The 13099-nt window shown below is 68.4% G+C and carries 11 protein-coding genes and 1 pseudogene; 4 read left to right on the forward strand and 8 right to left on the reverse strand.

Annotation, left to right across the window (positions count from 1 at the left end):
* Nucleotides 1-182: 182 nt before the first annotated feature.
* Nucleotides 183-1364 (forward strand): annotated as a pseudogene (locus tag ACFWVP_RS05715) (salicylate synthase); the annotation flags it as partial.
* 58 nt (nucleotides 1365-1422) lie between these two features.
* Here the strand turns inward: ACFWVP_RS05715 and ACFWVP_RS05720 are convergent.
* The 5 genes from ACFWVP_RS05720 to ACFWVP_RS05740 all read right to left on the reverse strand — a co-directional run bounded on the left by ACFWVP_RS05720 (nucleotide 1423) and on the right by ACFWVP_RS05740 (nucleotide 6809).
* Nucleotides 1423-2178 carry a class I SAM-dependent methyltransferase gene (locus ACFWVP_RS05720; protein WP_384493879.1) on the reverse strand — a complete coding sequence of 252 codons (756 nt, stop codon included), beginning with the start codon at nucleotides 2176-2178 and terminating at the stop codon, nucleotides 1423-1425.
* Nucleotides 2179-2279: 101 nt separating this feature from the next.
* Complete coding sequence (locus tag ACFWVP_RS05725) at nucleotides 2280-3485, reverse strand: aminotransferase class V-fold PLP-dependent enzyme (RefSeq protein ID WP_384493881.1); 1206 nt, start codon at nucleotides 3483-3485, stop codon at nucleotides 2280-2282.
* A 5-nt stretch (nucleotides 3486-3490) separates the two neighbouring features.
* Nucleotides 3491-4810: a pyridoxal-phosphate dependent enzyme gene (locus tag ACFWVP_RS05730; RefSeq protein ID WP_384493883.1), complete on the reverse strand. Its 1320-nt coding sequence runs from the start codon at nucleotides 4808-4810 to the stop codon at nucleotides 3491-3493.
* Nucleotides 4800-6275 carry a Y4yA family PLP-dependent enzyme gene (locus tag ACFWVP_RS05735; protein WP_384493884.1) on the reverse strand — a complete coding sequence of 492 codons (1476 nt, stop codon included), beginning with the start codon at nucleotides 6273-6275 and terminating at the stop codon, nucleotides 4800-4802. Before ACFWVP_RS05735 ends, ACFWVP_RS05730 begins: the two co-directional genes overlap by 11 nt.
* A 240-nt stretch (nucleotides 6276-6515) precedes the next feature.
* Complete coding sequence (locus tag ACFWVP_RS05740) at nucleotides 6516-6809, reverse strand: hypothetical protein (RefSeq protein ID WP_384493886.1); 294 nt, start codon at nucleotides 6807-6809, stop codon at nucleotides 6516-6518.
* Nucleotides 6810-7206: 397 nt separating this feature from the next.
* Here ACFWVP_RS05740 and ACFWVP_RS05745 point away from each other — a divergent pair, with 397 nt between their 5' ends.
* Together ACFWVP_RS05745 and ACFWVP_RS05750 are read left to right on the forward strand one after the other, a co-directional pair.
* Nucleotides 7207-7641, forward strand: coding sequence for a Fur family transcriptional regulator (locus tag ACFWVP_RS05745; RefSeq protein WP_384493888.1), 435 nt, complete (start codon nucleotides 7207-7209; stop codon nucleotides 7639-7641).
* A gap of 310 nt (nucleotides 7642-7951) precedes the next feature.
* The gene (locus ACFWVP_RS05750) at nucleotides 7952-8899 is read left to right on the forward strand and encodes a GTP-binding protein (protein ID WP_384493890.1); all 948 of its coding nucleotides are present in this window, start codon (nucleotides 7952-7954) and stop codon (nucleotides 8897-8899) included.
* Nucleotides 8900-9040: 141 nt separating this feature from the next.
* Here ACFWVP_RS05750 and ACFWVP_RS05755 read toward each other — a convergent pair whose 3' ends face one another.
* The 3 genes from ACFWVP_RS05755 to ACFWVP_RS05765 all read right to left on the reverse strand — a co-directional run bounded on the left by ACFWVP_RS05755 (nucleotide 9041) and on the right by ACFWVP_RS05765 (nucleotide 11996).
* Nucleotides 9041-10216, reverse strand: coding sequence for a GTP-binding protein (locus ACFWVP_RS05755; protein ID WP_384493892.1), 1176 nt, complete (start codon nucleotides 10214-10216; stop codon nucleotides 9041-9043).
* A gap of 6 nt (nucleotides 10217-10222) precedes the next feature.
* On the reverse strand, nucleotides 10223-10393 hold the full coding sequence (gene rpmF / locus ACFWVP_RS05760; protein WP_384493893.1) for a 50S ribosomal protein L32: 171 nt from the start codon (nucleotides 10391-10393) through the stop codon (nucleotides 10223-10225).
* 409 nt (nucleotides 10394-10802) lie between these two features.
* Nucleotides 10803-11996, reverse strand: a complete 1194-nt coding sequence (locus tag ACFWVP_RS05765) for a YncE family protein (RefSeq protein ID WP_384493894.1) — start codon at nucleotides 11994-11996, stop codon at nucleotides 10803-10805.
* 86 nt (nucleotides 11997-12082) lie between these two features.
* On the opposite strand from ACFWVP_RS05765, the gene ACFWVP_RS05770 reads away from it, so the two are divergent.
* Nucleotides 12083-13060: an ABC transporter substrate-binding protein gene (locus ACFWVP_RS05770; RefSeq protein WP_384493895.1), complete on the forward strand. Its 978-nt coding sequence runs from the start codon at nucleotides 12083-12085 to the stop codon at nucleotides 13058-13060.
* The last annotated feature ends 39 nt before the right edge of the window (nucleotides 13061-13099 follow it).

A 13099-nucleotide genomic window follows, 5' to 3' on the forward strand; every position in this document is an offset into this window, starting at 1 on the left:
CCGCCGGCACCCAGGCCCCCCCCCCCCCCCCCCCCCCCCCCCCCCCCCCCCCCCCCGCCCCCCCCCCCCCACCCCCCCCCCCCCCCCCCCCCCCCACCCCCCCCCCCGGCCCGGGCCCCCCCCCCCGCCCGGGCCCGGGCGGGCCGCCGGGGGCCCCCCCCCGGCGGCCCCGCGCCCCCCCCACCGCCAGGGCGGACGGACGGACCTGGACCGCCGAGGCGGGCAGGCGACCGCTGGAGGTGTTCGCCGCCGCACTCGACGCCCTGGGCGACACCGGCCACCAGGACCGCCGCTTCTACGGCTGGTCCGCCTTCGAGCTCGCGCACATCCTGCACGGCGACCCGGCGGCGGCCGGTACACGCCCCCTGCTGCACGCGCTGGTCCCCTGTGTCGAGGTGTCCCTCACGCCTGGCCGGGCCGAGATACGGGCCGTCGACGAGGCATGGGCCCGGAAAGTCGGCGAACTGCTCGCTGAGTCCCCTGCTTCCGCCACCCGGCCCGCCTCAGTCGGGGTGGCACCGGACCGGACCGAACAGCTCATCACCGACGGCACCGCAGCCTACGGAGAAGCGGTCGCCCGCACCGTCGCGGACATCCGGGCGGGACTGCTGGAGAAGGCCGTGGTCTCGCGTGCGGTTGCGCTGCCCGCCGGGCCGGTTGCGGATTTCGCGGCGACCTATCTCGCCGGCCGACGGGCCAACACTCCCGCCCGTTCGTTCCTCATCGACCTCGGCGGGCGCAAAGCCACCGGATTCAGCCCCGAAACGGTGCTGGAGGTCCGGCAGGACGGCCGGGTCAGCACGCAGCCGCTCGCGGGCACCCGCGCTCTGGGACCTGACCCGGAGGAGAACGACCGACGGCGGGACGAACTGCTCACGGACCCGAAGGAGATCCACGAGCACGCCGTCTCCGTGCGCCTCGCGTGTGACGAGATGGAGGCGGTCTGCCGCCCCGGGTCCGTCGTGGTCGAGGAATTCATGGCCGTCAGGCCACGTGGCTCGGTGCAGCATCTCGCCTCGCGTGTCACGGGACGGCTCCGTCCCGGCACCGGTCCATGGGCGGCCTTCGCCTCGCTCTTTCCCGCGATCACCGCCACGGGCTCACGGAAGAGGGCTGCGCTGAGCGCACTGGTGCGCTACGAGGAGGGCCCCCGGGGACTGTACGGCGGCGCGGTCTTCCGAGGGGGCACGGACGGTTCACTCGATGCGGCCCTGGTCCTCCGGACGCTGCTGGGTGAGGGGGACAGGGCCTGGCTCCGCGCGGGCGCCGGCGTCACCGGCCAGTCCGTTCCCGCACGGGAGATCGAGGAGACGTGCGAGAAGCTGCGCAGCGTAGCTCCCCATCTCAGGTACGCCGAGGGGTGACGGCCGTACCGCACATTGCCGGAGGGCAGAGGCAGTATTGCCCCTGCCCTCCGCGCGGCTACTGCCGGATGGCGACGAGGACGTAGCTGTTGCCCACCTGCCAGACAGGACTGGCATGGCCGAAGCCCGCTTCGGCCAGCAACTCGACGTGCCGACCGAGCGTGACGGCGCAGTCGGCGTGGACGAAGCCTGGCTTACGGCGCTCGGCGCACAGCTCCGTCAGCTCGGGCTCGTTCTCGACGGCGGACCACCATGTCTCCCAGTCCTCGTGGTCGAAGGCATGACGGCGTTCGGCCCGGCGGACGCCGACGAACTCTGCGATCTCTGCGAACCCGGCCCCGTCCTGCGACAGGTGGTCCGCGTTGATCAGTACCCCGCCGGGCCGCAGGAGGGTTCTCAGCTCGGCGTAGGTGCTCCGCAGTATGCCTTCGGGTAGGTAGTGAAGCGCGGTGGTGGACACCACCGCGTCGATCGGCCCCTGAAGTCCGAGGGCGCCCGTCCAGCCCTCCTCGCCGATCACCGCTTCGACGTACCGTGCGGCGTCCGGATGACGGGCGCGGGCCAGTGCCAGCAGCAGCGGGTCCATGTCGACGGCGACGATCTCGGCCCGCGGCAGGCGTTCGATCAGCCGGGCGGGCAGCGAGCCGGGCCCGCAACCCAGATCCAGCACGCAGGGGGTCTCGTGACCGGCCGTCACGTGTTCCACGACGTCCGCGACCACGGTGAAGCGTTCTTCCCGGTCAATCGCGTAACGCTGCTGCTGTTGCTCCCAGCGGTCCACCCACAGCTGGGCCGTCGACATGCTCACGCTCATCTTGCTGTACCACCTCTACGCGCTCGGTTCCGCTAGGTGACCCCGAATCTACAGGTGAAAACGATTGTCATCGGCACTAGCTGGACCCGGCTCAGCTCGGCTCAGCTCAGCGCGGTGAGTACCTCCAGTAGCCGGTCTACCTCGTGCCGGCTGTTGTAGGCATGCAGACTGACCCGTACGGAGCCGCGGTTCTCACCGGCCCGGCCCTGGCAGAGGCCGTCCGCCCGCACCATGAAACCGTGGCTGAAGAGGATGAACCCGAGGTCGGCCGCATCGATGTCCCGGTGCCTGAACGTCACGATGCCGTGCCGCTGCTGCGAGGGGGAGTTCGCGGCCAGACTCCGTTGGCACCCCACCACGTCGTACGGCGCCAGCGTCCGCAACCCGTCCGTCAACCGGGCGGCCAGATCCACGGTCCAGCGTTCGATCCGTTCCGTTCCGGCCCGGTCGAGCCAGTCCAGTGCGGCTCCCAGGCTGGCGATGCCCACGGTGTTCGGTGTACCGCTCCAGCCGCGCGGAACGAATGGGGCCCCGCGTGCGGCACGGGACCAGACGGCTCCGGAGCCTGGCAGCGCCAGTGCCTTGTGTCCGGAGAAGACGGCGAAGTCGACGTCCAACGCTGCCATGGAGACAGGAAGATGGCCGACGCTCTGGGCGGCGTCCATGCAGATGACCGCGTCGGGTCCCGCCGCCCGGCGGATCCGGTGCACGTTCATGTCCGCGCCGTAGACGTGATGGACGTGGGTGACCGCCACGAACCGTGTGCGCGGGGAGACGAGTTCGGTGAGCCGGTCCGTGTCGTAGTCGCCTGAGGAGACCTGGTAAGGCATTTCCAGGACTGTGACGCGTGTGCCCTGGCGGGCCAGTGACGCGACAGTCTCCAGCCAGGGCGAGACGTTGGCCTGGTGATCAGCGAACGGGACGATGATCTCGTCGCCGTCACGGAGTTCGTGCGCCAGCCAGTCCTGGGCCACCAGGCGCAGACCCTCGGTGGTGCCGCTGACGAAGTGCACGGCCGAGGTGTCCGGATCCGGGTCGTCCAGGAACGCCTTGACCCGCCCTCTGGTCTCCTCGATCAGGTCAGTCGTCCTGTTGGCCCACGGGTAGGTGCCCCGGCCCGCGTTCGCGTTGGAGGTCGTCAGATACTGCTGGACGGCGTCCAGGACCGCCTGCGGCTTCTGCGCGGTCGCGGCACTGTCCAGATAGGCCAGATCAGGGTTCCCCGCCACGATCGGGAACTGCGCGCGGACGGCGCTGCTCCAGGCCACCAGGTCCTCCGCCTCCCTCTCCGCCGCGTCGCCGGGCACGGGCGTCACTCCCGCACCAACGGTGCGCCGGCATCACGCCAGGCGATGACGCCTCCGGTGAGGCTGCGTACGTCCGGATGGCCCATGCGGGTGAGCAGGGCCGCGTACCGCAGGGACTTCTCACCGACGGGACAGGCGAGGAGCACCGACTGGGACTTGCTGAACGGCAGTCCACCACGCACCAAGTCCTCGAACAACTCGTCGACGATGTTGATCGACCCTTCGATGTGCAGGGCCGTGAAGGCGTAGGGGCTGCGCATGTCCACGACCAGGGGCTTTTCCGTGGCTATCCATTTCTGCGCCTCGGCGACCCCTACAGAGGCGGTCTCGCGCAGCTCCTCGGGCGAGACGGACGCGGCTGAGTTGCTCCCCGGTCGCTGACCCAGGAGTTCCGGCCGGCGCTTCCTGATGTAACTCAGGTAACTCTCGACGCGGTCGCACACGATGAATACGGCGGTAGCGGGTTCGGTGAGCTCTGGTCCGATGTCCCTGAGATGCCGGACCGCTCCGAAATAGGCGGCTCCGCCGGTCGGTCCGGCCAGAATCCCGCACTGTCGGACCAGCGTCAGCATTCCGTCGATGGCCTCCGAGGACGTGACCTTCTCGATGGTGTCGTACGTGAGGGGATCGAAGATCCCGACTTCCTGTACCTCGTCGATGTTCCTGATCCCCGGAATGAAATCCGACTTGTCCGCGACGAGCCCGACCACGCCGACCTTCGGATTCCGATCCCGTAACGCGCGCGCCACACCCGTGGAGGAGCCGGCGGTGCCGATACCGGAGATGAACCAGTCCGGAGCACGGCCGTCGAGGTCCGCCACGATCTCCGGTCCGGTGCCCGTCTCATGGGCCTCCGGATTGCGTGCGTTGTAGTACTGATCGGTGTGGAGATAGGTGCTTCCGGGGTCGTCGAGACTACGGTGGAAAAGGGTGAGGGGGTCCTCGGAGTTCGTGGGATCGAGGCACTCGGTCTGCCCCGGCAGTTCCTCGATCTCGGCTCCGAGGAGGAGGAGCATCTCCTTGATCTCCGGAATCTTCATCCGGTTGGTGACGCTCTTGAATCCGATCCCGTGCATCCCCGCTATGGCGGCAAGGGCCTTTGCCGTGTTTCCGCTGGACAACTCGACGATCCTGCTGCCCTGTTCGATCGCCGAGGACAGCCCCGGCTGGACCATGTTCCAGGCTGCCCGGTCCTTCAGCGATCCGAAGGGATTGCAGAACTCGAGCTTCGCGTAGAGGTCGATGTTCTGCAGACCGTGGACGTGAGGGTCGATACGGACCAAAGGCGTGTCGCCGACTGTGTCGATGATGCTGTCATACCTCATGCGCGTCCTCTGCGGAGTGTATGGGCCAGTACTGGTCGTCGAGGCGCCACTGCCAGCCGCCGGTTCCCTGGTAAGCCGCCACCTTGCGGGCGAGTGGGCGCTGCTGGGCGTGCTGGGCGTTGAAATCCATGCAGTATCCGGCTGTGTTGACGAACGCCAGAAGGTCACCCGGGACCGGCAGGCGCGGCAGGAGGACCAGCCTGCGTGTGATGAGGTCGGACTCGAGGCACAGGTTCCCGTGCAGGTAGACCCCGAAGGAGTCCGTGGCGTTCTCCGTGGCCCGCCACGGCTTGCCCCGGTGGAGAACGACCGGATCCATGAGGATGCCGTGCTCCTCGAGAGCGCAGTCATCGGCATTCATCGCCAGGCGTATCGAGTGTGTGCCGTCCGGCTCGCGCCGCGTCTCCAGCACACGTGCCAAGGTCAGCCCGCACTGGTCGAGCAGAGCACGGCCGGGCTCGACGCACAGGTCATAGAGGTTCTCCAGGAGCAGCGTCGCCAGTGGGCGGCCGAGTGTCGGGGCGGGAGTGCGTAGGAGTTCGTCCAGGTAGTCGGCCCCGGCGACCGGGCGATAGGAAGGGTAGAGCTCCAGGCTTCCGCGGAGAGTGCCCCCTTCGCTGCTCAGCCCGTACGAGTGGTTGCGCCACGCCAGAGGCTCGCGCCTGCCCATCGCCGCCAGAGTCAGCTGACTGGTGTAGTGCTCCCACTGGGCCCCGTCGGCCAGGTAGTTGACGCCGAAACCGCCGCCGATGTCGATCACCCGCGGACGCATCCCCCGGGCCCGGCACTCGTCCATGGCCCGTACGCAGCCCTCCAGGGCCAGGGCCTTCTCGTCGAGACTGGTGGTGTCGAGGTGATAGGAGACACCAATGACCTCGACGGCCTCGTGGTGCCGCTCGCAGACATCCAAGAGACCGGCCAACTCCGCTGCGGGCACGCCGAATCGGCTGCGTCGGCTGAGGACCTTGACCGCGGTGCCCGAGAACTCCGACAGTCTGAGCAACACCCGCACCCGAGGCAGCTCGTGGCGGCGCACCAGCGAGGCGAGAAACTCCAGCTCAGCATGTCCCTCGATGTGGACCGTGACGCCGGTACGTGCGGCGAGCCAGAATAACTCCGGTTCCTTCGGGCCTGTCACGCCGATCCGGTCAGGGGTGAAACCGCAGGCCAGTGCGTGCTGCAGTTCGCCGAGCGAGGCCACGTCCATGGCCGCGCCCGTGGCCGCTAGACGGCGTACCAGGGCGCTCGACCGGTTGGCCTTGTGGGCGAAGGAGATGTCGCCCTCCAGATGGTGGCTCCGGTACACGGACCGGAATCCTGCGACGTTTTCGGCGATCCGGTCCGGAACCACCACATTGAGGGGCGACCCCAGCCCGTCGACGAGATCGTGCAGGAAGCGTGAGGAGGCCAGTAAGGGCGTGAGGGGTGGTTCGAGCTTCGGATCCAGGAACAACGGGACAGCCAACAGCGGCACTCGCCTCTCAGTGGGGCAGCGACAGCTCGACTGCCGAGGGCACCGGTCGACGCGCCGCCGCAAGTGATGGATCAGCTCAGCGGGATGATTGTCGTATTCATAATGTCCAGGCCGAACGGCCTCTATGCCTGCTCCGTGCAGGAACAAAAAAGGCGACAGGCGCCGGTGCGGAGTCCGCGTCGGCGCCTGTCAAATGCGCGTATCTCGCCGGGGCCGACCGGCAGTGACCTGTCAGTGGTCGTCCCAATGCCCGTCGTGGGAGGCGTGCCGATGGCCGTCATGGACGTAGTCGACATGGTCTTCGTGCGGCACGGCGACGTGACCGCAGTCCTGTCCGTGCCGGTGCTCGTGTCCTTCGTGCGCCGAGTGTGCCGGATTCGCGCACTCGTCCACATGGTCCTCGTGGACACGGTGCAGGTGGTTGTCGTGCGCGTAATCGATGGGGTCGTTGTGCGGGATCGCCACGTGACCGCATCCCAACGCGTGCGCGGGATGGGGGTGGTGCGCCGTGACGCCCCCCGTCATTGTTCCCTGCCCGCATGCCGCCACGGCCGATGACGCGCCGTAGTGAGCGTGCCGGTGTTTCGCAGGGCAGCGGGGGGGGCATTCGGGTCCTCCGTCGGCTCTGCCAATACCTTCCCGAACTAATTGGAAATGATTACCATCTCGGATAGTGTGAGGGGTGGACGGCCCGACCGCCCCGCCGACGGCGGATGCCCGAGACCCACCGTCGGCGGGAGCGGGCCAACTGGCCAAAAGGAGCGCCAGGCGGTTTACCGGGAGCCCCAGGCACTCGCCGGGGGCTGGTGCCGGGCTTCTCCTCCCTGGTGCCGGCCCTCCTTTTGAGGCGGCCCGTGCGTGGGCCGACTCCCGAGACTGACGTGACCAGCAGCTGCACCTACCCGTACGTAAGGAGGCGACGATGGCCAGCGTTTCGTCGGCTGCCGTCCCCGATCGACCCAGACCTCGCCGCGCGGCAGATCGACGGCCTGAAGTGTTGGACGCCCTCCGAAGAAACGGAGGGTTTGTAAGTGCTCAGGGCCTCCACGCGTCGATGACGCAGCAGGGAATCCGTATCGGCCTCACCACGGTGTACCGGGCGCTGGCTGCCGCAGACGCGGAGGAGAGGCTCGAGGCGGTACACGCGCGCGGCGGGGCGAAGGCGTACCGGTATCTACCGCCGGTCCATGAGCACCACTTGACGTGCCGGGTCTGCGGAGCCGGCGTTGCGTTCTTCTGCCAGGCGCTGGAGGACTGGGTCGCGCAGCTCGGGCCTCGACACGGGTTCGAGGACGTGCGGCACGCTGTCGCCGCGACGGGCACCTGCCCCGGTTGCGCGTTGGACGATGCGGGCTGAGAAGGACTCATGTATGCCTGCCCGGCCCTGATCGCGCCACCCTTCAAAGGGACATCGACCTGCCGTCGCACCACCTCACTCGATGGGAACCCACGTGTCCAAGGGGCTGCTCAGTGTTGTCACCGGCAACACGCCTGCCGTCCGAGGGGAAGCCGTTGACAGACTCGTGCGACTGTCACCGGACGCAGTCACCCTGGCGGTGTCAGTCCATGGACGGCATGAAGAACGTCCCTCGGTCCAGCGCTTCCTCTCCGGAGGCGATCCGCGTATCGAGTCGATCGCTCCCAAGGCTGCCACGGGGAGCCCGGCCGTGATCATTCGGCAGGACCTGTTGTCGCTCCGCCGGACCGCGGGAAGCGACCACGTCATTCTCGCCCTCCCGGAAAACCTGGACATCCTGGCCTTCCTCGTGGAGTTGTGGCGAACCCGAAGCGGGGCGACCTCCCTCGGGGACCACTACGCAGCGGCGCCGGTCCTGGTGGGTGTCGACCCGCCGCCGTTCATGGCCGACATCGGTTGCGTACACGAGGCCGTTCGCCTGTGGAACGGCTGGGAACGCACGGCTCCGCTCACGCAGGCCGAGGCTGCTGCACGGCAGGTCGAGTCCGCCGATGTGCTCTACGTGCCCGCGGGGAAAGACGCCGACAGCCGGTACGCATCGGGTGTGGCGTCCCTGGTCGAGCAGATCAACGGTACCGCTCCGCTTCTGGACCCATCCGCCGACGAGGAGCACCTTGTGCGTCCACTGCCGGCCGACTTCGGTGAACAGTGGCTGGCGCGCCTGGATCCCATGGTGATCCCCGGCATCCGGCGCGGATCCCCCCACCTCGCGCCCTCCGTCGAGTCTGTGCTGTGGCGCGCCCGTCGTCCCGCCCACCCGCAACGCCTGGCCGACGCCCTCGCCAACGTCATGAGGGGAGTCGTACGCAGCCGAGGCCACCTGTGGCTTTCCAGCCGTCCTGATTCCGTGGTCACCTGGCGCTCCGCAGGCGCACACCTGGACCTGCGAGAGGCGGGCAGGTGGCTGGAGCCGGAGGAAACGCGCGCTTGGCAGGCCGCCACACCTCAGAGACGCACCCTCGCGTCGTGGTTCTGGCACGACTGTTACGGGGAGCGGCGCAACGAGATTGTCCTCACCGGAGTGGATCTCGATGAGCGGGCCACCCGACTGGCACTCGACGAGGTTCTGCTGACCGACCGTGAGCTGGCGCAGGGCAGGGACGCGTGGGCGGCGGTGCCCGACCCGTTGCTCGGGTGACGGCCCCCTGATGGAGGGGAGTCCTGCGGTCAGGCGCAAATGGACCCCGTCGACCGATGTCATGGTCGGCGGGGCCCACTCGTATGCGGTACGGACCGGACCGGACGATGCCGTGGCTGCGACCACCGCCCGGCCCGGAGTTCAGAGGTGGGACGTCACCGGTTCCGGGTGGTCGTGCTCACACGCGTCGTCGATGCCGTACGTGTCCCACCGAGGGAAGAGGTCGGCCGCGGGCCGCGCCTCTCCCTCGGACATCAGGCAAGCGGACAGCGCTTCGTGGAGTGTCTCCGCGCGCAGATCCGTACCGATGAAGACCAGTTCCTGACCCTGCGTGGTCCCGGAGTCACGTGCGCCGGACGGCTCGAAGCGGGCCACGGAGCCTGCCTGCGACCAGAGACCGGTCACATTCGGGCGACTGGACAGCCAGAAGAAGCCCTTGGAGCGCAGAACCTGTCCGTACCGGCCGCTGTCGAGCCCGTCGGTGACGAACGTCCACAGACGGTCGGGATGGAAGGGGAGGTCCGAACGGAAGACCGTGCTGGAGATTCCGTACTCCTCGGTCTCCGGCATGTGGTCCCCGTTCAGCTCCCGCACCCATCCGGGAGCCTGCTGGGCCCGATCCAGGTCGAAGAGGCCGGTACCGAGTACCTCGGACAGTTCCACGCGCCCACGGGTGACGGGCACGATCCGGGCCGCAGGGTTGAGGCGGCTGAGCGCGGCGTCGAGCCGCTCACGCTCTCGCTCGTCCACAAGGTCCAGCTTGTTGAGCACGATGACGTCGGCGAACTCGATCTGGTCCATGAGCAGGTCGCTGACCGTGCGCTCGTCATCCTCGTACTGGTCGAGTCCACGCTCGGCGAGGCCGTCGCCCCCGGCCAGTTCCGGCAGGAAGTTGGCCGCGTCGACCACGGTGACCATGGTGTCGAGCCGTGCGAGGTCGCCCAGCGTCGCTCCGTCGTCGCGGGGGAAGGAGAAGGTGGCGGCCACCGGCATCGGTTCCGAGATGCCGCTGGACTCGATCAGCAGGTAGTCGTAGCGCCCTTCACGGGCGAGCCGGTCCACTTCCTCGAGGAGATCGTCGCGCAGGGTGCAGCAGATGCATCCGTTGGTCATCTCGACCAGGCGTTCCTCGGTGCGTGAGAGTGCCGCCTCGCCCCCGCGCACCAACGCCGCATCGATGTTGATCTCGCTCATGTCGTTGACGATCACCGCGACTCGCAGGCCCTCGCGGTTGCCGAGGACATGGTTGAGCAGCGTGGTCTTGCCCGCCCCCAGAAAGCCGGAGAGCACGGTGACGGGCAGCAGGTCCTGCGCCATGAAGGATCAGCCCTCGGGGTGCAGGAGACCGCGCTCGTACGCCTTCACCAGCCGCTGCGGCACCTGGTAGACGGAGCCGTCGACTGTGACCGGCACGAGCTGAGGCGTCGTGGCCTTCCACTGCGCGCGGCGGTGACGGGTGTTGCTGCGGGACATCTTCCGCTTCGGGACTGCCATGGAGACCTCCTGGGTCGGCGTAGGCGGCGAACGCTATATGAAAATGATAGTCAGTGCCAAATGGCTCGGTAGGCATGAAGCCGTTTCTCCGCCCGTGATTCCTCCCTGGGGCGGCGTACTCCTCGCAGACTCGCGGTCGCCCCCTCCGGCGTCCTCTCGCGGTTGAGGTTCTTCATTGCGCACACCGTTCCCGTTGCACCATGGGCGAAAGGGTGGACGACCGGAACCGGGGGTCTTGCAGCCGTGCGGGCGGGGGCGGTTGCTCCCCTGTCTTGCACCCTGCGCTGGGTGTCCGGCGCCGGCACGGCGGCACGTGGCACCGGTGGTGCGGGTGACACTGCTCCCGCTGTCTCCCGCGGCCGGTGAAGCGTGATCCGTGCCGACGGGGGTGCGCCACCTTGAGTGCCCTTCAACGCCCCACGGGGTCGCCGTCGGCGCTGTCGTTCCAGCTACGCAACATCGCGTGGCCTCCATGATGCAGGGGTGTACTCGTCTTCAGGCGGGTCGCTTCGTGACCCGTCCGCGCGTCGAAGATGTGCACCTCTCCGTGGCCGCCCCGTGTGACGGCGATCCAGTCGGAGCCGGGCGAGGCGGCCACCGCTCGGCGTTGGACGCCTTCCCAGGGAGTGCCGCCGCGAGACGGCGCACCGTCCATGGCGGGGAGGGGGACGCGGCGCAGGGTGTCGTCGGCGCACAGGAGAACCAGTTCGTCACCATCGGGGTGGATGCGGGTGAAGGCCGTGTGATCACGGGCGAGGGCCAGCCGGAAGACCAGGCCCGGACCGAGGTCCGTGAGGTGCGTGCGCCCCGTCACCAAGTCGTGGCGCCACGCCTGGTTCGTCCAGTCCGGCCACCGCAACGGCTCCGGGTGGCCGCCGCGTAGCGTGCTCCACAACGCCCGTCGGTGGGTGTCGAGGCGCAGGTACCAGCCTCGGGCGGGTGACTCCCACGGAATTACCGCCTCGGCCGCCAATCCGTCAGCCGTCCTGCGTGCTGGATGTACTCCCTCGCTCGTGGCGGCGAACACGCGGCCTGAGTCGGGGTCCTGGGCGTCACCGTGGCCGTCGTCAGGCAGCGGCAGGACCATGTCGGGCGTGAGGGTGGGGCAGCCGGGCCGAGCCGCGAGGAGATCCGCGAACCGGTGTACGGCCAGCGCGCCGGGTTGCCGGTGCCGCAGTACGACGAGCGGGTCATCACCGCCAAGGACCGTCACCCCCGGTTCCCCGGCGCGTGTGCGTACCCGTGCTACCTCTCCGGTCGCGAGGTCGACGACTGTCAACAGGTCCGACCAAGGCTCGATGTTCCTGCCCAGGCCGGTCGTGATGGCCAGTCGGCGTCCGGAGGGATCGCACGCCAGATGCTCCGCCGGCACGGAGACCGGGACGGTGAGTTCTATGAGCTCATCGTCGAAAGGGTTGAGGACCAGCAGTTCTCCCCGGCGTTCGTCGACGCAGGCCACCCGCCCTTCGGGTAGGGCCAGGAACCCGGCGTGCTCGGAGAGGTGGCGCCCGGTGAGGCGCCCCGTGACGGTGCCGTCCGGCACGGTCAGCACACTGACCGAGCCGTCCACGTGGTCGGAGACTAGTAGCGCGGCGGTGGTCATGTGTCCTCCAGCATTCCGGTCGATTGAAAATGATTATCATGTATCTTCAGTGCGTTCCAGGTTCCTGAGGAGAAGTGAGGGCTTCGATGCTGCGCGCACCGTCCAGATCCGTTCGTAGTTGGCTCACCGCACTAGTCGCGGGTTCCGTCCTGGTCGGCTGCGGCTCGTCCTCCGACGGGTCCGTGAGTGACAAGGCAGAGCCCGCCCCCAAGACCGAGGTCACTGTCGAACCCATCAAGGCAGCGACGGAGCTGACCGACGTGAACGGCGTCAAGATCTCCCTGGAGAAGAAGCCGGAGCGGATCGTCTGCCTGTTCGCGCTCTGCGACGACATCCTGACCGAACTCGGCATCGTCCCGACGGCCACCAACAGTGCGCTGCTCCCTCACCCCCGCTTCCTGGGGGAGGCCAAGGCCAAGGAGGTCGACGTCATCCCCGGTGGATTCATCGCCCCGGAGGTGGAGGCGATTCTCTCCCACAAGCCGGACCTCGTGATCGGCCTCGGGGACACCCACGGCAAGCTCACCCCCGCGCTGAAGGGCGTGACCACGTTCTGGGCCATGCAGCCCGAGACGTGGGAGGACAGTGTGGGATACCTGCGCGACACCGCCGCCCTCACCGGCCGCACCGCCGAAGGAGAGAAGGCGGAGAGAGTCTTCCGGGCCAAGCTCGCCAAGGCCGAGGAAGCGCCCAGCGACAAGACCGCCCTCATCATCTACGGCAGCGACGAGAACTTCGGCGTCGCGACCCCGGAAGGTGACGTGGCCGCGAGTCTGTTCCCCAAGATCGCCGACTACCCCTGGAAGTCTCGCGGTGTGGAGGGCAGTTACAGCCTTGAGGAGATCCTCGCCCGGGACGTCGACGTGCTGTTCGTCGAGACGATGAGCTTCGGCGGGGCGGACGGCAAATTGTCGGAGAAGCTGGCGAAGAACCCCCTCTGGAGCAAGATCCCGGCGGTGAGGAACGGCGCCGTTCATGAGGTGAACTCAGAAGCGTGGGCCAAGGGGCGCGGTACCCGCTCGCTGGGCATTGTGCTCGACGAGGCCACGGCCGCGCTGCGGTGAGTGCCACCCTCCCGACACCCACTGCGGCGGGTCATGGGA

It is taken from the genome of Streptomyces sp. NPDC058637, from assembly GCF_042717325.1.
Lineage (GTDB): Bacteria > Actinomycetota > Actinomycetes > Streptomycetales > Streptomycetaceae > Streptomyces.